The organism is Miniphocaeibacter massiliensis, assembly GCF_900232905.1.
GTDB lineage: Bacteria > Bacillota > Clostridia > Tissierellales > Peptoniphilaceae > Miniphocaeibacter > Miniphocaeibacter massiliensis.
Genome location: NZ_OCTQ01000002.1, coordinates 390,644 through 412,678, shown reverse-complemented (window position 1 = coordinate 412,678; position 22,035 = coordinate 390,644). Strand labels below are relative to the sequence as shown.

Genomic DNA, 22,035 nt, shown 5'->3' with positions numbered 1-22,035 from the left:
TTTAATTTTTAATTATAGATTCATTTCAATATGGTATAGTTCCTTATCATCTGTATTTAATATGAATAATTCAAAGCCTAAATGTTGTCTTGAAAGTATTGTAGTATCAATATTTTCTCTATTTTTATTTTTATCTAAAAAGTAATAATATCCATTTATATATTCTGGAATATCTATATATCCTTTAAATCTACTACTATCTTCAGCATTTGCAGAAGAATGGATAATATAATCCTCTAAAAGAACTTTTAGATTCTTAGTAAGGGGTAATTTCTTCCAGTTAGAAGAATTTTGAATATTATGTTTTATTGTATCTATAGTTTCATTTTTGAAGCTGTATTCTTCATATCTCATTCCAAGATTTTTGATTTTACCATAAGTACTAAAGTTTACCACTCTATGTTTACTAAGATCATCAAGATTTATTTTAAAATTATTATTAACTGTTGAGCTAGGCTTGCGTTTTAAAAATATAAGTAGAATTACAACTATTACTAACAAAGCAAAAATAAAATATTTCATAAATTAACCTCTTTCATAACTTGTTATAACTATTCTATCATTATATTTATAAATTATGTTACAAAAAATAGACAACAAGTTTACAAAATGTATACAAATATATAAAACTTAAACTATATAATCAGTAGCTCATTTTTTATTATTAGAAAAATTAAGGAAATTAGGCATATATATATTAAAGTTTTTCTTTGCAGAATTCATTAATTCTCCAAGACCTTCAGATATCATTTCTTTAGCAGAATCGTCAAGGTTCTTATAAGATGAAAGAATTTTAATTGCTGTTTTATACCAATTTTCATTAAGGGAGTTTATTGAATCGGCATTAGTATCAGATAATACATTATGAATAGTATCAAAAAATTCTTCCCTTTGAATTTGATCTGTATTAGCAAGCCAATCTTTTAAAGTTTTTTTTACAAATAAACTATCTTTAGTAGTTTTTTCTAAATATATAAAATCATTGTGATTAACATCCCAAGAGTATAAGTCATGCTGCATAATGCCCTCTTGTGTACTATGAATTATATTATTATCTCCTTCATTTTGTAAAAGTAATCCCACAATAGAAGATTGTGGAATATAATTATTTATCTTACTAGTTATATTTAGGTATTCCTCTTTATTAAGTATTGAACGATTAAAACCAGGTCCATCAAAATTATAAATTTTTTCTATATTATTTTTCAATTGAGGCTTACAAAAAGCAGAGGAATAAATAGCGAGATTTCCACCCTTAGAATGACCACCTACAATAAGTGGAACATTGCAATAATTTGAAAGAGAGTTTAAGTATTTTTTTGCAGATACTTGAGCAGGTACTACATCCATAAATGTCATATTAAAATCTTCTTTCCAACCAATTAATGTATTATCAGTACCTCTAAAAGATACGAAATATCTTTTGTTATCTATATTTATAGTTATTACAGAAAATTGTTTTTCTGTTACTTCATCTATTTCATTTACATATCCAAAAATTTCCATATCTTTAAAACGGTTTGAAGAAGAAAGTTTTTCTAATAATTTCATGTCTTCTTCCATGATTACTTTTTCTTCAATAAGTTTATCATCTTGAGAGAAAAAAATATCAGAAGCCTTTTTTAAAGGTACACTTTCAGAGAAAGAAGGAGATATGATACCATCAAAATTCAAATAGGAAAGTCTAGATAATATTAAAGCATCTACATTATTAAACTCAGATTGCTTAAAGGTTAAATCCCCACGCCAAAATAAATAATCAAATAAATTACTCATTAAATACCTCCTATAAATTATAAGCTATACATTACTTACTTTCATTATTATTTTCATCTCTAGGTTTCGAAAATTTCTTAATAATTATAATACAAATCAAAATTGATGCCGAAATAAATATAATAATTTTTATAATATTGTAATTAAAATGTCTGCTTGCATTTATATGAATATTATTATCTTTTATATTTAAGCTATAAATACTATCATATAGTTGATTTGAAAAAGATTCGGTAAAAGTTTTATCTAAAGTAATATTATAAGTAGCAGATTCTAAACTATATTTATTATAAAAAAGACTTTTATTATATATCAAACAAGCATAAGTATTATCAACTTTATATATATAAACATATGAATCACTTAGTTTTTTTTCTTTTTCAAATTTAATATTTTTAGCATATACAACAGTTTCAGCTATTTTTTCTTTACTGTATTTAGGTAGTTCATCTTTTGAAAGGCGATATAATTTATTTTCATCTATCATAAATAGAATGATGGTAATAGCTAAAATTAAAAGCAAAAGATTTTCTATTTTTTTTAAATTTTTCAACATATTTACATCCTCAAAATAATTATTTATATACTTATTATATATTAGCTTTGGAATAAGTGACAGTTAAAATTATTCTCTAATTATTATGATAATAATTAGAGAATTATATTTACAGTAATTTTAGTAATAAATTTAAAAGTTAAATTCTTTAATAACATTATATGCTGAATAATTTGTTATAATGTTATTAAAGAAGGAAGGTATTATGAAATTTTTATTAAAAGAAAATGTAAAATCGTTATATGAAGAATATTTAGTTGAAAATGAATATGAAAAAGTAGTATTTAAAATTATTGGAAGGAAAGAAATAGACGAGATATTAGAGATTTATGATATGGATGATAATCTTCTAGTAAAACTAAAGAAGATAAGCTATTTTGGAAAGACTAATTTTGAGATATATTTCAAAGATGAATTACAAGTAACTATAGGAGAAGAAATAAACTTATTTAAGGATATTTTTTATTTTGAGTTAAATGGATGGAAATTGACATACAATGAAGAAAATTTAATTTATATAGTAACTGATATAGAAGATGAAAATGTTTTTTTGTTAAGAAAACCATTGGAAGAAATATTGAATTATGAGATAGAAGTATTCAAAGAAGAAGATGTTTTAGGAGCAGTTGTGATTTCTATAGTAATGTACATATATGATAAGAAAAACGTAGAAGGTGATTAGTAATGAAAGATTTTTTAATCGTTGTAGATATGCAAAATGATTTTATTGATGGAGCTTTAGGAACCGAAGAATCTGTAGATATAGTACCAAAAGTTATAAATAAAATTAAGGAATTTGATGGCGAAGTAATTTTCACAAGAGATACACATGACAAAAATTATTTACAGACATTAGAAGGAAAAAATCTACCTATAGAACATTGTATAAAGAATACTTATGGTTGGGAAATAAAAAAAGAAATAGATGAATTAAGATTAACAGAACCAATAGATAAGGTAACTTTTGGATCAGATGAATTAGCACTAGCGTTGAAAGAAAGAAACAGTAAAGACAGAATTAACAGTATAACATTAATAGGACTATGTACAGATATATGTGTAATTTCCAATGCTTTACTAATTAAATCATTTTTACCAGAAGTTAATATAATAGTGGATTCTAAATGTTGTGCAGGTGTAACAAAAGAAAGCCATAATAATGCATTAGAAGCAATGAAAGCATGTCAAATAAATATAGTATAAAAAGCATCTAAAGTTTATTACTTTGGATGCTTTTTTATAGTCTTTTATAATATTACAAAATTACTAAAAACTAACAATATCATATTCAATATGTTAGTATATATATTATACGAGATAATTTAAAATGGGGTGTTTTATGGAAAAAATAAAAAACTTTTATGGAAAAAATAAAAAAATAATAAAGACTATACTAATTCTTGTTATTGTTGTTTTAACAACATATGTTATTTTTAAAGAAGTAAGAGGAATGGACTTTAGAAAAATAAAAGCAATATACAGAGAAACATCTACAAGAGATAAAATATTTTTTGTTCTTTTTGGACTTTTTTGTTTTAGTTTTGCCGCAATATATGATTTTATACTAGCTGCATACTATAAAATGAAAATGCCTAAATGGGAAGTTTTTAGAATAGGTTGGATTTCTCAATCCTTTAATAATTTCATAGGATTTGGTGGAGCTGCTGGTGTAACCATAAGAGAATTTTTATATGAAAAGTTTGATGTAGATAGGAAAGTAGTTAATAGAATAATATTTATAGTATTATTTTCAGATATAATTGGACTATTTTCATTAGCTCTACCATCAACAATAGGTCTAATACAACTAAATCAGGCGAAATATACCCCTATATTAATAGCGATGTTTTTAGTAGTAATGGTTTTTATAGTTAGTGATAAACTACCAATAAAATTTGTTAAAGATGAAGATTCTATTTTTTCTAGAATAAACATGAAACTTAGAATATTTTTAACACTTCAATCAACGGTAGAGTGGTTTTTAGCTGCATTATTTTTTGCGGTAACTATGAAATACTATCAGCCAGAAATTTCTATAATGGAGAGTATCATTGTATATGTTCTAGCTACGATAGCAGGTATTATAAGTTTAATACCTGGAGGATTGGGGTCGTTTGAAGTAGCATGTATAGCTTTATTCAAAATGCTGGGTTATACAACACCAAATATATTTGTAAGTTTATTGGTTTGTAGGATTTGTTATACTATAATCCCTTGGGTTGTAGGATTAGTGTTCTTAGTAACAGCTCCTAAGAAAGAAGAAAAAGAGGATACTTTGCAACGTATAAATGCTATTTCTAGCATATTAGCTTATTGTGTTCTTATAATAGGAGCGATATTAGTAGTATCGGTTATTTTACCTAGATTATTTTTTAGATTTAAAACCATGAGCTATTTATTCCCTGTATATATGATAAATAGAAGATTTACCTTAGTAATAGGAATACTATTAATTGTATTATCAAAAGGAATAAGACAACAAGTAAAACTTGCATTTAATTTATCTGTATTTTTACTTGCATTAGTTCCAATTGCAACTTTGATTACAGGTAGAAATCACTTTGAAACGGTTATTAGTATATTAATATTAATAATGTTATTTAAAAATAAAAGGTTCTTTAAGGCAGAAACAGAAGTTGTTAATATAAAACAAGTATTAATAACTATATTAGGAACATTACTATTTTTTACAGGATATATAGTGTTATATAATATTATTAAAAAAGTTGATTTTTTCAACGATATAAATAGTAGATATTCTTTTAACTATTTAAAAAATAATATTTTATTTGTATTATTTCCACCATTTGTTGTAATTACAACGATTTCTATAATGTTTGGATTAAGCAGAAAATATATAAAGTTTCAAGAAAATAAAGGAGAAGAGTTCAAGAAATTTGAAGAATTTTTTGAACAGTATCCTTCAAATATTTATAGTCATTTATTTTACATGAATGACAAGAATTTTTTCTTAAATGAAAAAGAGACTGTGATGTTTTTGTATAGACCTTATAAAAATCACATACTCGTACTAGGAGATCCAACAGGTGAAGTAGAAGATTTTGAAGAAGCAATAGATGAGCTTATAATTTGGGCGACATCAAATAAAATGATAGTATCTTTTTACCAAATTACAGGAAAGTATTTAGAATATTATATAGATGAAGGCTTTAAATTCTTAAAAATTGGAGAAGATGCTATGGTAGATGTACAGGAATTTAATTTAGCTGGTAAGAAAAATAAAATTTTAAGGAAAACTATAAATAGCATGGAAACTAAAGGTTTAGAATTTGATGTAATTTATCCTCCATTTGAAGATAAATTGATTTATGAACTAAAAGCAGTTTCTAATGAATGGCTAGGGAAAAGAGGAGAGATGAAATTTTCTCTTGGAGCCTTTAAAGAAGATTATATAAAAACAGCTCCAGTTTTTGTAATAAAAAATTCTGATGGTAAGATAGAAGCATTTGCGAATATGCTTCCTGTAAATAAAACAAAAATATTATCAATAGATTTAATGAGATATACTAAAGATGCACCAGATGGCATTATGGATATGCTGTTTATATCCTTATTTGAATGGGGTAAAGTTCAAGGATATGAATACTTTGACTTAGGTATAGCACCTCTTTCAAATGTAGGTAATAAGTTATATTCAGGAACAAAAGAGAAACTCATAGGAATAGCCTATAACTATGGAAATAAAATTTATGGATTTAAGGGTCTAAGAAAATACAAGAGTAAGTTTAAACCGGAGTGGAGTTCAGTTTATATAGCATATAAAGATGATATGAAGCTACCAGAAATACTTATAAGTTTAGCTTCAGTTTGTAATGCTTCTTAACTATAGAATAAAAAAATAGACATATATATGTCTATTTTTTTATTCTATAGTTATATTTGTATTAGTGTCAACAACTTCAATCCAAGTTTGTCCAGGACTAAGTATGATTTCATTATTGTTTTCAGTTGTGAATATTGTCTTACCATTTTCTGTTTCTTTATTCCATTTAATATCAATAACTTTACCATTAGTTATTAATTTTCCATTTCCAGTTCCAACATGAGATATTTCTAAAATGCCGCCAGCACCTATAACTTTGCTATCAGCATATTGAATGATTATATTAGTGGCCTTAACTTTTTCTTGATCAAATTCATCAATCATATCAACATTATTTCTTGAAATATCATACTTTTTGTTAGCCTCATCGTATTTAAAGTTGACTTTGTATGAAGGAGTAGTAGGTATTGTAATATTCATAGCAGAAGTTCCAACTGCCATTTGAGATTCAATATCTTTACCTTCTAAATCAAAATTAAATCCTTTAAAGTCTCTTTTAGTTTCATAACCTTTTTCTTTGATAGCGGAATTTATTAATTCCATAGAAGTATAAGCATTATGAGGAGCTTTTTTACCTGTTTTGGAATTTCTTTTGAAAGTTTTACCTTCTAACTGCATTCCATCTAAATTATCTACTTTTAAATCAGAAATTTTAGACATTCCCAATGTGCTTCCACCAAAGTGAGCGTATATTCCATTATATTCAGAAATAGTATTTACAAAGTATGGTCTAGCACTTCTAACAGGTCCTATTTGTTCAGCATCACTATTGTAAAATAATGCTAAATATCTTGTAAAATCTCCTTCAACCTTAAATTCATAGATGATACTTGCTTTATTAAACCCGGATTGCTGTCTGGCTTTAGGATGATTATCTAACATTATTCCTATAACGGGTTGATTCATATCCTCTTTGCTTAGAGGACTCCCATCTAATGGAGAATATGTAGGTGTTTCATTAATAGTAGCAGTTTCGGTTGTGTTTTTAGTATCATTTTCTTTTTTTTGTTTTTTGCAACTTACAAAAGTTAGCAAAAGAAGTAGTATTAGTATTGTGAATTTTGTTTTTTTCATTCGTGCCTCCTTATGTATAAATTATAGCATAAGGAAGATAATATACCATAATCTAGGAGATGTAGAATTGTGTGGTTCAATAGAGTATGATAGAATTTACTTAGGAGATGATATAATTGTTTAAATTTAGAGAAACATTTAAGAAGTTAAATGTTTTTTTTATAATATTATTGGGTACTTGTATACTTGCTTTTGGAATGCATAATATTCACTCTAGAACAAATGTAACTGAAGGTGGAATATTTGGCTTAGTATTATTGTTTGAGAATGTATTTGGTTTCAAACCTTGGATAGTTAATCCGTTATTAGATGGAATTTGTTATTATTTAGGATACAAATATTTAGGTAAAAGTTTTTTAAAATATTCAATAATAGCGTCAATATCATTAGCAATATTTCATAAAATTTTTGAAATAACACCTTATATATTACCGGATTTTAGTAATACTCCCTTAGTAGCAGCAATATTAGGAGGGGTTTTTATAGGAGTTGGAGCTGGAATTATTGTTGCAATTTGCGGTGTAGCAGCAGGAGGCGATGATGCATTAGCTTTAGTTATAAATAAAAAAGCCAAGCTAAGTTTATCAAAGGCATATATATTAACAGATGTTACAGTATTATTAGCTAGTTTAGTATATATACCTGTTGATAAAATTATGTATTCTTTTATAACAGTAACAATATCTTCCTCTTTGATAGGAGTAATAGAAAGCAGTCCAGCAGCGAACTTAATTTATTCAAAATAAAAGACCTAAGTAGGTCTTTTTTTATTTCTAATTATGTTAACATATAAATTACAAGTACTTAAAGTAGGTGAAATATGTTTAATGAAGATATAAATCAGTTAATAAACTATGGAATAAATAATAATTTAATAGAAAAAGAGGATAGTAATTATATAGCTAATTTACTAATAGGTTTATTTGAAGAAGATGAATATATACAAAACTTTGAGGTTAGAAACGAAAAACTTGAAAATATTTTAAAATCTTTAGTAGAATATGCAATTTTTAAAGGAATAATAAAAGATACTTTAGTAAATAGAGATTCGTTTGATACAAAAATAATGAACACTATTTTGGACAGACCTTCAAATATAATAAAAAAGTTTAATAATCTTTATAGTATATCTCCAAAAAAAGCTACGGATTTTTACTATAATTTAAGTTTGAAATCAAATTATATAAGAGAAGATAGAATAAAAAAAGATATAAAGTGGAAAGTTAATACAAAATATGGAGAATTTTATTTAACAATTAATCTTTCAAAACCAGAAAAAGATCCTAAAGATATATTGGAAACTTCAAAAAAAGTTAGTGAAAATTACCCTAAATGTTATATATGCAGAGAAAATGAAGGTTTTAAAGGTAACATAGATTATCCATCAAAAGAAAATTTAAGGATAATTCCAATAAAGATAAAGGATAAAAAATGGTATATACAGTATTCTCCCTATGTATATTATAATGAACATTCTATAATATTTTCTGAAGAACATGAGCCGATGAAAGTTAAAGGAAATACTTTTGAAAATTTATTTGATTTTATAGAAAAATTCCCACACTATTTTATTGGATCAAATGCAGGAATTCCAATAGTAGGAGGATCTATATTAAATCATTTGCATTACCAAGGTGGAAGATATGATTTTCCAATATTTACTGCTGAAGCGAAAGAAGAATTTGCAGTTAAGAAATTTAAAAATATAAAATGCGAAATATTAAATTGGCCAATGACAGTAATAAAATTATCTTCTGAAAACTATGTTGAGTTAATAGAATTAGGTAAAAATATATTAGAAATTTGGGAAAATTATACTGATGAAAAAGTAAATATATTTTCAAAAACAGTAGAGGGAAGGCATAATACTGTAACACCGATAGCTAGAAAAAATGGGGGGAAATATGAACTTTATATAGCGTTAAGAAACAATATAACAACAAAAGAGAGACCAATGGGATATTTTCATCCAAGGGAAAAATATCACAATATAAAAAAAGAAAATATTGGATTAATAGAAGTTATGGGACTAGCAGTACTTCCTGGAAGATTAAAAAAGGAAATAGAAATTATAAAAGAATATATTATAAAAGAAAAAATAGCAGATAGTAATATAATAGAAAAACACAAAAATATAATAATTGATTTGAAGGAGAATACAAATATAACACTAAAAAATATAGATTTACTAATAAAGGAAAATATAGGCTGTAAGTTTAGTGAGCTTTTAGAAGAGGCTAGTGTATTTAAAAATACTAAAGAAGGTAGAGAAGCTATAATCAAATTTATTAACAAGATAAAACAAATTAATATAAATTAAATTATTGGGTATATATTTAAATATAACATAATATAATTTAATTAAAGGAGAAGTAAAATGAAAAAAAGTATGTTGGTTATTAGTTTATTATTGTTGGTAACTGTATTTGCAAGTTGTTCTAAAAAATTATCTGATGAGGATTTATTAAAGGAATTCATTGAGTTAAATTATAGTAATTATACAGAAGATTCTAAAGAATATAGTAATGTTGAATTTAAAAATCTAGAAGGTACTTCTAATTTAGGTCTTTATGATGAAAAGGAAGAAGAAACTATAAAAAAACTTAAAGATGAGATACCTAATATATATAATAAATATGAGAAGTATTTTAATAAAGAAAGATATGAAGAGTTGTTAACATCGCATGTATTAGGATCACCTCAGTATTTAGATACTATAGATAGTGTAGAAATTAAGGATTTAAGTATAGAAATGGATGAAGAGAAAGATGAGGGAAAGATATATAACGTTAAATTCATTGCGGAATGTAATTCTAATGATGATGTAGTTTATGATGAAGAGGTTAATTCAAGAATAACTATTAAAGATGGTGAAATTATTGAAATGATTAATTATCATTCTCCGATTATTGTGGTATTAGGTTATATGGGTAAATCTGGGCAATGATAAAATTTTATTAATTGAAATAATAAATAATTTGACAAAATATTAAGATTGATATATCATATAAACTAATTTAATATAGAATAAACCTATGAAGTGGAGATAAAAATAGTTGATAGCCCTTAAAGAGAACCGGGATGGTGAGAAACGGTAGTAAGCAGATTATTAAATGGACCACTGAGGGCATAGTGAAAAGCCAATGCTTAGTATCCTATGACGTAAGACATACGTAAGTTGTCAGGAGTATGTTGGTACTCTGATAAGTGAAAGCTATTAATATACAAGCTTTAAACAAGGTGGCACCGCGGAATTAGTGTATTTCCGTCCTTGACAGATATTGTCAAGGACGGTTTTTTTATTTTGATTTTAATAAATAGGAGGATAATATGATAGAAGAAGCAATTCATTTACTATCTACTAAAGGAAACTTAAGTTATAAAATGACAAAAGGTGTAATGGACGAAATAATGACAGGTAAAGCTTCTGAAGTTCAAATATCATCTTATTTAACGGGGCTTGCTATAAAAGGAGAAACAATAGACGAAATAACTGGTTCAGCAGCAGGAATGAGAAAACATTGTATTAAACTTTTGAATGACCAGCCTGTCTTGGAAATAGTTGGGACAGGAGGAGATAAAGCAAATACTTTCAATATATCTACAACTTCCTCTATAGTTATTTCAGCAGCAGGAATTCCAGTAGCAAAACACGGAAACAGGGCATCATCATCAAAATGTGGTTCAGCAGATGTAATAGAGGCTTTAGGAGCAAATTTAAATATTTCTCCAGAAAAAAGCAAATATATTTTAGATGAATTAGGTTTTTGCTTTCTTTTTGCACAAAATTATCATATAGCTATGAAATTTGTTGCCCCAGTTAGGAAGGAGCTTGCAATTAGAACCATATTCAATATAATAGGACCTCTTGCAAATCCAGCAGGTGCTTCGATGCAAGTTTTAGGAGTTTACGATGAAAGTCTTGTTAAACCAATGGCGGAAGTGCTATCAAACTTAGGTGTTACAAAAGGAATGGTAGTTTATGGAAATTGTGGACTTGATGAATTATCGATAAGTTCAGAAACTACGGTATGTAACATAAACGATGGACAATTTGAAGAATATACTATTACTCCTGAAAGGTTTGGACTTGAAAAATCTAGAAAAGAGGATTTAGTAGGAGGAACTCCAAGTGAAAATGCAAAAATAACAATGGAAATATTAGAAGGAAAAAAGGGACCAAGGAGGGATGCTGTTTTACTAAATGCAGGTGCTGCAATACACGTTGCAAGGCCAGAATTATCTTTTGAAGATTCAATAAAACTAGCAGAAGAAACAATAGATAATGGTTTAGCTTATAGTCAGCTACAAAAGTTTATTAAACTTACTAAAGAGGTTTAATTATGATACTTGATGAAATAGTGGTAAAAACAAAAAGACGAGTTGCAGAATTAAAAAAGATAGAAACTCTAGATACATTAAAAGAAAAGAGAGAGAACTTTCTAAAAATTAGAAAAAGTTTTTTTAAAAGTTTAAGTGGTAGTGATATTTCATTTATTTGTGAAGTAAAAAAGGCATCACCATCAAAAGGAATTATAGCTAAAGATTTTGAGTATTTAGAAATAGCAAAAGAATATGAAAGTATAGGTGCATCAGCAATATCTGTTTTAACAGAACCTTATTTTTTTAAAGGTAATAATAAATACTTAGAAGAAATTTCTAAAAATGTAAATATACCGGTTTTAAGAAAAGATTTTATAGTAGATGAGTATCAAATTTATGAAGCAAAATTAATAGGAGCAGATGCTATTTTACTTATTTGTTCAATATTGTCAAAAAAACAGTTAGTAGAGTATTTAAAAATAGCTGAAAATTTACAATTAGATGTTTTAGTAGAAGCTCATGATGAAATAGAAGTAAGAATGGCAGTTGAGAGTGGGGCTAAGATAATTGGTGTTAATAATAGAAATTTAAAGGATTTCACAGTAAATATACAAAATAGTATAAATTTAAGGAAACTAGTGCCAAAAGATATTTTATATGTTTCAGAAAGTGGAATAAGTACAAGAGAAGATATAAGAGAATTAGAAAAACATAATATAAATGCAGTATTAATAGGTGAAACATTAATGAAATCAAGTAATAAAAAGTTAATATTAGATACATTAAAAGGTAAAATATGACAAAAGTTAAGATTTGTGGGATTAAAACATTAGAAGATATTGAAATAGTAAATGAATTAAATCCTGACTACATTGGTTTTGTATTTGCAAAAAGTAAAAGACAAATAGATAAAAAGAAAGCTTTGGAACTTAAAGAAAGATTAAATAAAAATATAAAAGTGGTAGGAGTTTTTGTAAATAGTGATATTACTGAAATAGAAGATATTTGCAATAAAGATATTATAGATATAATCCAATTACATGGAGATGAAGATAATAATTATATAAAACTTTTAAAATCAAAATGTAGTAAAATAGTTATTAAAGCAGTATCTATAAAAAATAGAAATACTTTTACAGACTATAATTCGGATTATTTATTATTGGATAATGGAAAAGGTGGAACGGGAGAAATGTTTAATTGGGAAGATACCCCTGAAATAAAAAAACCGTTTTTCTTAGCAGGTGGACTAAATAAAAATAATGTTTTAGAAGGAATAGAAAAATTAAAACCTTTTGGAGTAGATACAAGTTCAGGCGTTGAAACAGAAGGAAAAAAAGATAAAGATAAAATATATGAATTTATAAGGAGAGTAAGAAATGACTAAAGGGCGTTATGGAATACACGGTGGGCAATATATGCCAGAGACTTTAATGAATGAATTAAAATTTTTAGAAGAATCTTATGAAAAATATAAGAATGATTTAGAGTTCAATAAAGAGCTAAATGATTTATTAAAAAATTATGTTAATAGGCCATCACTTTTATATTATGCAGAAAATATTAGTAAAGATGTTGGTGGAGCAAAAATTTACTTAAAAAGAGAAGATTTAAACCATACAGGTGCTCATAAAATAAATAATGTAGTTGGGCAAGCGCTACTTGCAAAAAGAATGGGAAAAACAAGGCTAATAGCAGAAACGGGAGCTGGACAGCATGGTGTTGCAACAGCGACAGTAGCAGCTTTATTTGGTATGGAATGTGAAGTTTTTATGGGGAAAGAAGACACAGACAGACAGGCTTTAAATGTTTATAGAATGGAACTTCTAGGTGCAAAGGTAACTGCTGTTGAAACTGGAACAAAAACACTGAAAGATGCAGTAAATGCAGTTATAAGAGAATGGGTAGGAAGAATAGATGATACATATTATGTACTAGGTTCTGCAGTAGGACCACATCCTTATCCTGAAATAGTTAAACATTTTCAAGCTGTAATAAGTGAAGAAGCTAAAGAACAAATATTACAAGAAGAAGGTAAGCTTCCTAAAGCAGTAGTAGCTTGTGTAGGAGGAGGAAGTAATGCAATAGGTATGTTTGCAAACTTTATTGAAGAAGACAATGTCCGTTTAATAGGGTGCGAAGCAGCAGGACTAGGAATAGATACCGACAAACACGCAGCTACTATTACAACAGGTGAAGTTGGAATATTCCATGGAATGAAATCTTATTTTGTACAACATAAAGGTGGACAAATAGCACCAGTATATTCTATTTCAGCAGGGTTAGACTATCCAGGAATAGGACCAGAACATTCTTATTTACATGACTCAAAAAGAGCAGAGTATTACCCTGTTACAGATGAAGAGGCAGTTTCTACATTAGAATATTTAGCAAAAAGAGAAGGAATAATATGTGCGATAGAGTCTGCGTTTGCAGTATCAAAAGCATTAGAAATAGCAAAAGAGTACACACCAGACGACAGTATAATAGTTTGTCTTTCAGGTAGAGGTGACAAAGATGTAGCGGCTATAGCTAAATATAGAGGAGAAGATATAAATGAATAGAATAGAAAAAGCATTTGAAAATAAAAAAGCATTTATAGGATTTATTACAGCAGGAGATCCAGATATAGAAACAACAGAAAAAATTATAGAAAAAATGGTAGAAGCAGGAACGGACTTAATAGAAATAGGGATACCGTTTTCTGATCCTAATGCTGAGGGTGTAGTTATACAAGATGCAAATTTAAGGGCGTTAGAGAAAGAAACTGATATAGATGATATTTTCAAAATGGTAGAAAGTTTAAGAAATAAAATAGATATACCTATAACTTTAATGTCTTATATGAATCCGATATTTTATTATGGTTATGAAGAGTTTTTCTCAAATTGTAATAAAGTAGGTATCGATGGAGTTATAATAGCAGATTTACCTTATGAAGAAATAGAAGAAATAAAAGAATACTTAGATAAATACGATGTTGCACTAGTTCCTATGATAGCACCGACATCAAATGGAAGAATAGAAAAATTAGTAAAAGATTCTAAAGGATTTGTTTATGTAGTTTCATCTTTAGGGGTTACTGGAGTTAGAACAGAAATAAATAAACAAGTTGAAGATATGGTAAAAGAAGTCAAGAAATATACAAATACACCAGTAGCAGTAGGATTTGGAATTTCAACTAATGCTCATGTAAAAGAAATTTCAAATATTTCTGATGGAGTTATAGTTGGGTCTGCAATAGTAGAAGTAATAGAAAAGTATGGAGAAGATGCTCCAGAAAAAGTATATGATTTTATAAAAGAATTAAAAAAATAAAAGACTAGGTATAAGACCTAGTCTTTTTTATTATAAGTATCCATTTAATGCATCTAAAATTGTTTGTTTTTCTTGGTAACCAGAAATAGCTTTAACCATTTTACCATCTTTAAATATCATAGTAGTAGGAGCACTGAATATTACATATTTTCTAGCGAGTTCTAAATTTTCTTTAATATTAACTTTAAATACTTTATATCCGTTAGCTTCTTCTGCTAATTCATTAATTATAGGTTCTAAAGCAACACAGGGCACACAATCAAACTTCCAAAAGTCTACTAATACTGGAATATCAGACTTTAGAACATTTTCTTCGAAATTTTCAGTAGTTAAATCAATATTCATTAAATTCCTCCATGGTAATATTATTTTTGTCAATTATTTCATTAAAGCCAAAAGAATCAAATAGGTTATAAGCTGGTATATTTTCTAAGTTTAAATATAAGAATAATTCTTTGTAACCTTTTTCTAATAGTTTGTAACAGGTGTTATTAAGTAATTTAGCAGCTATACCATTTCTTTGAAAATTAGGCTTAGTAAACAAATAAGTTACAGTTGGTTCATTTTTAAATATGCATAACAATAATCCACCAACAATGGTATCTCCTACCTCTAAAACAGAAGATAAATTGGGTGCGAATTCTCCATATAACCCTTTAAAAACATTAGATATTTCATTTTCGAAATCTTCTAAATCATCACCCTCAAAATCTACAGAATTTGAATAGGAATCTAGCATGGATTTAGCAAGTTCATCACTCATTTCATAGAAAACGGGTTTGATATCTTCATATGTTTCATAAAAACCTTCAGTTAAATCTAATTTCATTTTTATACGATTATTCATAACGCACCTCCTATATGGTACATTATACCCAGATTATAAAAATATATATTTAATAGCCAACTTTTGCCAAGAAATATTTATTACTTGGTATGTTAAATTCTTCAACCAATTCTAAAATTTTAAATTTAGAAATATCTTTTAATATTATAATGAATGTATTATTCTTAATTACTTTATCTGTATATTGGTATTCTTTTTCAAGTTTTTCAAAAAGTGATTTATTATTGGTTCTAAAATAGTAATTACCTTTAACTTTTCTATTTAAGTTTTCAGCTTCTTTTAAAGCATAATTTCCAAGACTTCTATTATCTAAAAACATATCTATAATATCTCTACAAACAGCATCTCCTGTAGGTAGCATTCCAGCTCCAGCTCCATAGAATTTTAGAGGTCCTATATTATTTCCTTCAAAAGATATGGAATTAAAAGCCATATTGACAGAAGAAAAATAGTCATCATTAGAAACTATAGTAGGTTCAACGAAAGCTGTATAGCCATAATTTGATGTTGTAGAAGTAGCTAAAAGTTTCACTGTTGAATTATTTGCTTGTAAATATTCAATATCATCTAGAGATATGCTAGAAATACCAAAGGTATCTATGTTTTCTTCATTTATATTTACACCAAAAGCAATAGAACTTAAAATACGAAGTTTTCTCATAGTATCTAAGCCTTCAACATCGGCAGTAGGGTCTGCTTCGGCATAGCCTAGGTTTTGAGCATCCTTAAGGATATCTTTATAGGATAGCTTTTCATTAAACATTCTTGTTAATATATAGTTACAAGTTCCATTCAATATACCTTGTAACGAAGAAATGTCGTTTAACATAGTTTCTTCTTTAAGAGGCTTTATAATTGGGATTCCTCCACCAACAGATGCTTCGTATAAAAATTTAACTTTATTTTCTGTTGCAATATCATGTAATTCTTTAAAATAAGCAGATACTACAGATTTATTTGCTGTTACTACATATTTTTTTGCTTTAAAGGATTTTGAAATATAGTCAAAACCTTGTTCTAAAGCTCCAGTAAGTTCAACAACTATATCTATTTCAGGATCATTTAAAATATCGTCAATATTATCTGTAAGAATAACATTTGAATCAATGTCCCTTTTCTTATTAATATTATTAACAAGGATAGTTTTTATGGTAATTTCATGATTTAAAATTTCTTTAATTTTGTCCTTACGTTCTAATAATATTTTGTAAACGCCTTGTCCAACTGTTCCAAAGCCAAGTAATGCAATTTTTTTCATTTTCCACCCCTGTAAATTATTTTAGTGAATTAATTATATATGTTATCAATATATATTTCAATTGTATTTAGAATATTACATTACTAAAGTTAATTTTAATATAATAACAAAATTTTTCATTAAAAAATTGAAAGACATATAGTTTAGATAAAAAATATTGATATTTAGAATCTATATTTATTCAAGTATCACTTTTTTGAACATTTATTATAGTTAAATAAAATAAAAGTTAATTTATATTACTTTTTAATGCCAATATATTAAAAGATATTGACAGAAAAACTTTCATATATTATGATATAACAAATATAAGCATTGATGGAGAAAAGTGATTTTTAGCTTTTAAGAGAGTTGGTGGGTGGTGCAAACCAATAAGTGACATATTACGATTCACTCCTAAGCTAACTTTGTGAAATTTTAGTAGCATTGTTCGGGATTTCCCGTTAAAGAATGAAAAGAGATGACTTTGTCATAACTTGGGTGGTACCGCGGAATAACTTTCGTCCCTTTTTGGGATGGAAGTTTTTTTATTTATTTGTAATTGAAAGAGGGATAAAAAATGAAAATGTTAAAAAAGTTATTAGCTATTGGATTGACAACAACAATATTATTAACAGGATGTAGTTCAGGAGGAAATAAAGATACTGAAGGTGGTTCAAAAAACAAAAAAGATGGAAAGTATGTAGTAGGAATAAATCAGTTAATGGAACACCAAGCATTAGATGATGCAAGAGAAGGTTTCAAAGATGGACTTAAAGAGTTGGGAGTTGAAGCTAAAGTAGATATTGAATTTAAGGAACAAAATGCTCAAGGAGATCATGGAGTTGCTAGTCAAATAGCAGAGAAATTTATTGGAGATAAGGTAGATTTAATATATACAATTGCAACACCAGCAACACAAGCTACAGCAACAGCTATTGACAAAGCAGGGACAGATACGCCAATAGTATTTTCAGCAGTAACAGATGCTGTAGAATCAGGTTTAATAAAAGAAAATGAAAATCCTGGTGGAAACATTACGGGAGTTCTTGATGCTGCAGATGTAAAGGCTCAATTAGAACTTTATAAAGAATTAGATTCAAAAATAAAAACAATAGGAATAATATATAACACTAGTGAAGAAAATAGTGCCATACAAGTAAAGCAAGTTGAAGAAATTGCTCCAGAAGTGGGTTTAAAAGTAAAAACTACTGGGATTAATAGCATTAATGATATGGCACAATCACTTCAAACATTATTAGATGATGTTGATGCACTATATGTTATTTCTGACAATATGGTTGCTTCATCTGTAGAACTTGTTAATGATGCTTTAATAGAAAAGAAGATGATTTCAATATGTGCTGAAGAATCTCAAGTTTCGGGGGGAATTCTATTAAGTAATGGTTCTAAATACTATGATATGGGAAAAGAAGCTGCACAGAAAGCTAAAGAAATATTGATAGATGGAAAAAATCCAGGAGAAATTCCAGTAGAATTAGGTAAAACTAAAAGTATGAAAGTTAATGAAACAACTTTAAAGGAATTAGGATTAAAAAAAGATTTACCAATATTTAAAGATGCAGAATTTGTAAAATAACAACATATTAAAGAATATTTTAAACAAAATTAATTATATAAAACTTCTATGCTAAAATATTTTATTTATAAAAATAGATAATATAAATATTGGTGTAGTATGTATAAAATATTTTCCCCTGTAGAATGTATAAACAGGGGAATTTTTATACTTTTGTAATAAATATCTTAGAATGAGAACAAAGATTATAGTGGTTAGTTATATTATTTTTATTTATTATAAAATATTTGAAAATTAAGTAGAATTTTAGATTAAAATATTTAACTTTCTAAATATTAATAATTTAAATAAAGTAGAAATAGTGAAAAAATAATATTTGAGTATACTATATAAGTATCTACTAAAAATACAGACATTAGGGGGAAGTTTCTTGAATTTAATTTATACAACTATAGAACAAGGACTTATATATACTATATTAGGAATAGGCGTATTTTTAACATATAAGGTTTTGGATATTGCAGATTTATCTGTTGATAGTACTTTTCCATTTGGAGCTTTATTATTTGCAAAACTTGCAACTTTAGGATTGAATCCAATACTAGGAACGGTAGGAACTTTTGTATTAGGAACATTAACAGGGTTATTGGCTGCTGTATTATGTATAGGTTTAAAAATCAAGCCTTTACTTGCAGGTATATTAAATATGACTATATTATATTCTATTAACTTGCGAATAAATGGGAAAGCCAATGTATCCTTGGGTCAAACAGATACTATTTTTGATTATTTTACAGTCGGGAATAGATACTGGGATAGAATAATAGTTATGGTAATAATAGTAGTAATAGTAAAAATTTTGGTGGATATATATTTAAAAACAGAGTCAGGTTATATGCTAGTTGCAACAGGTGATAATAAATCTCTAGTTAGATCCTTGGGAGAATCTGCAAATAAATATGTTATTATTGGTTTAATGTTATCTAATGGATTAGTTGCATTATCTGGAGCACTATTAAGTCAATCTCAAAAATTTGCAGATATGCAAATGGGACCAGGAACAATAGTTATAGCTTTAGCTTCTATAATAATAGGAGATACTATATTTAGATATAGAAATATAAGAGGAACGACAAGGGTTTTAATGGGAGCGATAATATATAAACTTATAAATGCAATTGCATTAGAAGCAGGGCTTCAGCCTTCAGATTTTAAGATGGTTACAGGAATAATTGTAGTACTATTTATTGCATATAATAACACATATGCAAGTTGGCAAATCAAAAAAATAAGTAGGAGGCGATTATAATGTTAAGAGTAAAGAATTTATATAAAAGCTTTAACATAGGGACAGATTTTGAAAATAATTTATTTAAAGGTTTTAATATAGAATTTGAGAATAATACTTCTACTGCTATAATTGGCTCAAACGGATGTGGGAAATCTACCTTGATGAATTTGATAGCTGGATCATTGAGAGCAGATTCAGGTTCTATTGCAATTGAACTAGATGAAGATATAACTTTTGTTAAACCAGATGGAACTAAAGAGATTACTAAATATAGAGATATTAGTAAATTTAGAGAAGAACAAAGAGCAAGATTTATAGGAAGAGTTCATCAAAATCCATCTATGGGTGTATCTCCTTCACTAACAATACTTGAAAATATGGCACTAGCTGACAAGAAAAATGAAAGTTTTTCTTTAAGGAAGTTAATTAGAAAAAATAGGATAGATTACTATGTAGAGCAATTAAAAACTTTAGACTTGGGTTTAGAAAATAAACTAGATAGTAGAGTAGATTTGTTATCGGGAGGACAAAGACAGTCATTGTCACTTTTAATGGCTTCAATGAAGCATCCTAAAGTACTACTTTTAGATGAGCATACAGCTGCTTTAGATCCAAAGACATCTAGAGTTGTTATGAATAAAACAATAGATTTAATAAAAAATAAAGAGTTGACAACTGTTATGATAACACATGATATGAGAGATGCTGTTGAATATTCAGACAGAGTAATAATGTTAGATAAAGGTAAAATTGTTTTAGATAAGAATAGTTCAGAAATTACAGCACAAGAATTACATCAAATATATCAAGATAAGATTACAGAAATGGAATTAAAAGAAGATTAAAAAAGAAGCATATTAAGAATTATGCTTCTTTTTTTATTTTATATGAAAACGTTATAAAAAATGGTTGACGAAATTAAAAACTGAATATATAATTTATTTTATAGTTAACTATGTTAACTATAAAATAAGTATAAGGAGCGTATTATGAGCAAGAAAAAGAGTTTTTTTAATAGGTATTTTCCTATAATTTTACTTGTAGGAATTATAATTGGGTCAGCGATAGGTCTTATATTTGGTAAAGATGCAACAAAACTTAAACCATTAGGAGATATATTTTTAAATCTTATGTTTACAATAGTTGTACCTATGGTATTTGTATCTATAACTAGCGCAGTTGGTAGTATGGTTGATATGAAACGTTTAGGTAAAATACTAGGTTCTACAGTAATGGTATTTATAGTTACAGGATTAATAGCAGCAGCCTTTGTAATTACAACTGTAAATATATTTCCACCAGCAGCAGGTAGCAATATAGCACCAGGAGCTATAGGGGAAATGCAAGAGGCAAAAAGTGGTGCTGAAATGTTAGTAGGTTCACTTACAGTATCAAATTTTGGTGATTTACTAAACAAAGAGCATATGTTACCATTAATTATTTTTGCAATTATGTTTGGATTAGCAATGTCAGTATGTGGAGGAGAAGAGAGTCCCGTTGGAAAATTCTTTGTGAATTTAAATGATATAGTTATGAAAATAGTAGGTTACATAATGAGTTTTGCGCCAATAGGATTAGGAGCTTATTTTGCAAATCTAATAGGAGATTTGGGTATGGATTTAGTAAAAGATTATGGAAGAGTTCTTTTAGTATATTATCCACTAGTGTTTATTTATATGATAGTTATGTTTCCTATTTATTCTTACTTTGCAGGTGGTAATCTAGGAGTTAAAAGAATGGCTAAAAATATAATTAATCCTGCAATTACTGCTTTTGCAACTCAAAGTTCAATGGCAGCACTTCCAGTCAATAAAGAAACTTGTGATGAAATAGGGATACCTAAAGATATAAGTAATATAGTTTTACCTATGGGAGCTACTATGCATATGGATGGTTCAGTTTTATCATCTATAGTTAAGATAAGTTTTCTTTTTGGTATATTTGATATGCCATTTACTGGAATTGGAACATATGCAATGGCAATATTGGTATCTATTTTAGCAGCATTTGTACTATCTGGAGCACCAGGAGGAGGACTTGTTGGAGAGATGTTAATAGTTTCATTATTCAATTTCCCACCAGAAGCATTTCCTATGGTAGCAGCAATAGGATTCTTGGTTGACCCTGCAGCGACGATGTTAAATGCTTCAGGAGATAGTATTGCCTCAATGTTAGTTGCAAGAATAGTAGAAGGAAAAGACTGGATTACAAAAAAAGTTAAAGCGTAGA

The 22,035-nt window shown here is 27.3% G+C and carries 22 protein-coding genes and 2 other annotated features; of the genes, 15 read left to right on the top strand and 7 right to left on the bottom strand.

What is annotated here, in order from left to right; all coding sequences use genetic code 11:
- Window positions 1-12: 12 nt before the first annotated feature.
- The 3 genes from CS899_RS06110 to CS899_RS06100 form a co-directional block, all read right to left on the bottom strand.
- Window positions 13-522, bottom strand: coding sequence for a hypothetical protein (locus CS899_RS06110; RefSeq protein WP_100065280.1), 510 nt, complete (start codon window positions 520-522; stop codon window positions 13-15).
- Window positions 523-651: 129 nt separating this feature from the next.
- Window positions 652-1,776, bottom strand: a complete 1,125-nt coding sequence (locus tag CS899_RS06105; RefSeq protein WP_100065279.1) for a DUF2974 domain-containing protein — start codon at window positions 1,774-1,776, stop codon at window positions 652-654.
- 31 nt (window positions 1,777-1,807) lie between these two features.
- Entirely contained in the window at window positions 1,808-2,332 is a 525-nt protein-coding gene (locus CS899_RS06100) for a hypothetical protein (RefSeq protein WP_100065278.1), read from the bottom strand.
- 205 nt (window positions 2,333-2,537) lie between these two features.
- Between CS899_RS06100 and CS899_RS06095 the strand changes: the two genes are divergently transcribed.
- From CS899_RS06095 to mprF, 3 genes are all read left to right on the top strand, one after another.
- Window positions 2,538-3,014, top strand: a complete 477-nt coding sequence (locus CS899_RS06095; protein ID WP_100065277.1) for an LURP-one-related family protein — start codon at window positions 2,538-2,540, stop codon at window positions 3,012-3,014.
- Window positions 3,015-3,016: 2 nt separating this feature from the next.
- Window positions 3,017-3,535 (top strand): cysteine hydrolase family protein, encoded by a 519-nt coding sequence (locus CS899_RS06090; protein ID WP_100065276.1) that lies wholly within the window; start codon window positions 3,017-3,019, stop codon window positions 3,533-3,535.
- A 136-nt stretch (window positions 3,536-3,671) separates the two neighbouring features.
- Window positions 3,672-6,176 carry a bifunctional lysylphosphatidylglycerol flippase/synthetase MprF gene (gene mprF, locus CS899_RS06085; RefSeq protein ID WP_164995871.1) on the top strand — a complete coding sequence of 835 codons (2,505 nt, stop codon included), beginning with the start codon at window positions 3,672-3,674 and terminating at the stop codon, window positions 6,174-6,176.
- 39 nt (window positions 6,177-6,215) lie between these two features.
- On the opposite strand, the gene CS899_RS06080 is transcribed toward mprF, so the two are convergent.
- Entirely contained in the window at window positions 6,216-7,250 is a 1,035-nt protein-coding gene (locus tag CS899_RS06080) for a DUF3048 domain-containing protein (protein ID WP_100065274.1), read from the bottom strand.
- A gap of 116 nt (window positions 7,251-7,366) precedes the next feature.
- Between CS899_RS06080 and CS899_RS06075 the strand changes: the two genes are divergently transcribed.
- The 8 genes from CS899_RS06075 (at window position 7,367) to trpA (ending at window position 14,891) form a co-directional block, all read left to right on the top strand.
- On the top strand, window positions 7,367-7,996 hold the full coding sequence (locus CS899_RS06075) for a YitT family protein (protein ID WP_242491879.1): 630 nt from the start codon (window positions 7,367-7,369) through the stop codon (window positions 7,994-7,996).
- A gap of 74 nt (window positions 7,997-8,070) precedes the next feature.
- A complete protein-coding gene (locus tag CS899_RS06070; protein ID WP_100065273.1) occupies window positions 8,071-9,570 on the top strand; it encodes a UDP-glucose--hexose-1-phosphate uridylyltransferase in 1,500 nt (499 codons plus the stop codon).
- A 57-nt stretch (window positions 9,571-9,627) separates the two neighbouring features.
- A complete protein-coding gene (locus CS899_RS06065; protein ID WP_100065272.1) occupies window positions 9,628-10,197 on the top strand; it encodes a hypothetical protein in 570 nt (189 codons plus the stop codon).
- 79 nt (window positions 10,198-10,276) lie between these two features.
- Window positions 10,277-10,526, top strand: a binding site (T-box leader).
- Window positions 10,527-10,580: 54 nt separating this feature from the next.
- Window positions 10,581-11,591, top strand: coding sequence for an anthranilate phosphoribosyltransferase (trpD, locus tag CS899_RS06060; protein ID WP_100065271.1), 1,011 nt, complete (start codon window positions 10,581-10,583; stop codon window positions 11,589-11,591).
- A 2-nt stretch (window positions 11,592-11,593) separates the two neighbouring features.
- Entirely contained in the window at window positions 11,594-12,373 is a 780-nt protein-coding gene (gene trpC / locus CS899_RS06055; RefSeq protein WP_100065270.1) for an indole-3-glycerol phosphate synthase TrpC, read from the top strand.
- Window positions 12,370-12,960: a phosphoribosylanthranilate isomerase gene (locus tag CS899_RS06050; protein ID WP_100065269.1), complete on the top strand. Its 591-nt coding sequence runs from the start codon at window positions 12,370-12,372 to the stop codon at window positions 12,958-12,960. Before trpC ends, CS899_RS06050 begins: the two co-directional genes overlap by 4 nt.
- Entirely contained in the window at window positions 12,953-14,137 is a 1,185-nt protein-coding gene (trpB, locus tag CS899_RS06045) for a tryptophan synthase subunit beta (protein ID WP_100065268.1), read from the top strand. The genes CS899_RS06050 and trpB overlap by 8 nt, the downstream gene beginning before the upstream one ends.
- On the top strand, window positions 14,130-14,891 hold the full coding sequence (gene trpA, locus CS899_RS06040) for a tryptophan synthase subunit alpha (RefSeq protein ID WP_100065267.1): 762 nt from the start codon (window positions 14,130-14,132) through the stop codon (window positions 14,889-14,891). The genes trpB and trpA overlap by 8 nt, the downstream gene beginning before the upstream one ends.
- A gap of 30 nt (window positions 14,892-14,921) precedes the next feature.
- Here trpA and CS899_RS06035 read toward each other — a convergent pair whose 3' ends face one another.
- The 3 genes from CS899_RS06035 to CS899_RS06025 are packed head-to-tail and all read right to left on the bottom strand — an operon-like array spanning window position 14,922 to window position 16,996.
- On the bottom strand, window positions 14,922-15,236 hold the full coding sequence (locus CS899_RS06035) for a thioredoxin family protein (protein ID WP_100065266.1): 315 nt from the start codon (window positions 15,234-15,236) through the stop codon (window positions 14,922-14,924).
- On the bottom strand, window positions 15,226-15,738 hold the full coding sequence (locus CS899_RS06030; protein WP_100065265.1) for a GNAT family N-acetyltransferase: 513 nt from the start codon (window positions 15,736-15,738) through the stop codon (window positions 15,226-15,228). The genes CS899_RS06035 and CS899_RS06030 overlap by 11 nt, the downstream gene beginning before the upstream one ends.
- Before the next feature lie 49 nt (window positions 15,739-15,787).
- Window positions 15,788-16,996 (bottom strand): homoserine dehydrogenase, encoded by a 1,209-nt coding sequence (locus tag CS899_RS06025; protein WP_100065264.1) that lies wholly within the window; start codon window positions 16,994-16,996, stop codon window positions 15,788-15,790.
- 306 nt (window positions 16,997-17,302) lie between these two features.
- Window positions 17,303-17,507: a binding site (T-box leader), on the top strand.
- Between the two features lie 48 nt (window positions 17,508-17,555).
- Between CS899_RS06025 and CS899_RS06020 the strand changes: the two genes are divergently transcribed.
- The 4 genes from CS899_RS06020 to CS899_RS06005 all read left to right on the top strand — a co-directional run bounded on the left by CS899_RS06020 (window position 17,556) and on the right by CS899_RS06005 (window position 22,034).
- Complete coding sequence (locus CS899_RS06020) at window positions 17,556-18,575, top strand: ABC transporter substrate-binding protein (protein ID WP_242491878.1); 1,020 nt, start codon at window positions 17,556-17,558, stop codon at window positions 18,573-18,575.
- A gap of 370 nt (window positions 18,576-18,945) precedes the next feature.
- Window positions 18,946-19,824: an ABC transporter permease gene (locus CS899_RS06015; RefSeq protein ID WP_100065263.1), complete on the top strand. Its 879-nt coding sequence runs from the start codon at window positions 18,946-18,948 to the stop codon at window positions 19,822-19,824.
- Window positions 19,824-20,651, top strand: coding sequence for an ABC transporter ATP-binding protein (locus tag CS899_RS06010; protein ID WP_100065262.1), 828 nt, complete (start codon window positions 19,824-19,826; stop codon window positions 20,649-20,651). Before CS899_RS06015 ends, CS899_RS06010 begins: the two co-directional genes overlap by 1 nt.
- Before the next feature lie 144 nt (window positions 20,652-20,795).
- Complete coding sequence (locus CS899_RS06005) at window positions 20,796-22,034, top strand: dicarboxylate/amino acid:cation symporter (RefSeq protein WP_100065261.1); 1,239 nt, start codon at window positions 20,796-20,798, stop codon at window positions 22,032-22,034.
- The last annotated feature ends 1 nt before the right edge of the window (window position 22,035 follow it).

Coding starts and splice junctions, on each gene's coding strand:
- CS899_RS06110 (WP_100065280.1), bottom strand. CDS start 522: ATGAAATATTTTATTTTTGCTTTGTTAGTAATAGTTGTAATTCTACTT.
- CS899_RS06105 (WP_100065279.1), bottom strand. CDS start 1,776: ATGAGTAATTTATTTGATTATTTATTTTGGCGTGGGGATTTAACCTTT.
- CS899_RS06100 (WP_100065278.1), bottom strand. CDS start 2,332: ATGTTGAAAAATTTAAAAAAAATAGAAAATCTTTTGCTTTTAATTTTA.
- CS899_RS06095 (WP_100065277.1), top strand. CDS start 2,538: ATGAAATTTTTATTAAAAGAAAATGTAAAATCGTTATATGAAGAATAT.
- CS899_RS06090 (WP_100065276.1), top strand. CDS start 3,017: ATGAAAGATTTTTTAATCGTTGTAGATATGCAAAATGATTTTATTGAT.
- mprF (WP_164995871.1), top strand. CDS start 3,672: ATGGAAAAAATAAAAAACTTTTATGGAAAAAATAAAAAAATAATAAAG.
- CS899_RS06080 (WP_100065274.1), bottom strand. CDS start 7,250: ATGAAAAAAACAAAATTCACAATACTAATACTACTTCTTTTGCTAACT.
- CS899_RS06070 (WP_100065273.1), top strand. CDS start 8,071: ATGTTTAATGAAGATATAAATCAGTTAATAAACTATGGAATAAATAAT.
- CS899_RS06065 (WP_100065272.1), top strand. CDS start 9,628: ATGAAAAAAAGTATGTTGGTTATTAGTTTATTATTGTTGGTAACTGTA.
- trpD (WP_100065271.1), top strand. CDS start 10,581: ATGATAGAAGAAGCAATTCATTTACTATCTACTAAAGGAAACTTAAGT.
- trpC (WP_100065270.1), top strand. CDS start 11,594: ATGATACTTGATGAAATAGTGGTAAAAACAAAAAGACGAGTTGCAGAA.
- CS899_RS06050 (WP_100065269.1), top strand. CDS start 12,370: ATGACAAAAGTTAAGATTTGTGGGATTAAAACATTAGAAGATATTGAA.
- trpB (WP_100065268.1), top strand. CDS start 12,953: ATGACTAAAGGGCGTTATGGAATACACGGTGGGCAATATATGCCAGAG.
- trpA (WP_100065267.1), top strand. CDS start 14,130: ATGAATAGAATAGAAAAAGCATTTGAAAATAAAAAAGCATTTATAGGA.
- CS899_RS06035 (WP_100065266.1), bottom strand. CDS start 15,236: ATGAATATTGATTTAACTACTGAAAATTTCGAAGAAAATGTTCTAAAG.
- CS899_RS06030 (WP_100065265.1), bottom strand. CDS start 15,738: ATGAATAATCGTATAAAAATGAAATTAGATTTAACTGAAGGTTTTTAT.
- CS899_RS06025 (WP_100065264.1), bottom strand. CDS start 16,996: ATGAAAAAAATTGCATTACTTGGCTTTGGAACAGTTGGACAAGGCGTT.
- CS899_RS06020 (WP_242491878.1), top strand. CDS start 17,556: ATGAAAATGTTAAAAAAGTTATTAGCTATTGGATTGACAACAACAATA.
- CS899_RS06010 (WP_100065262.1), top strand. CDS start 19,824: ATGTTAAGAGTAAAGAATTTATATAAAAGCTTTAACATAGGGACAGAT.
- CS899_RS06005 (WP_100065261.1), top strand. CDS start 20,796: ATGAGCAAGAAAAAGAGTTTTTTTAATAGGTATTTTCCTATAATTTTA.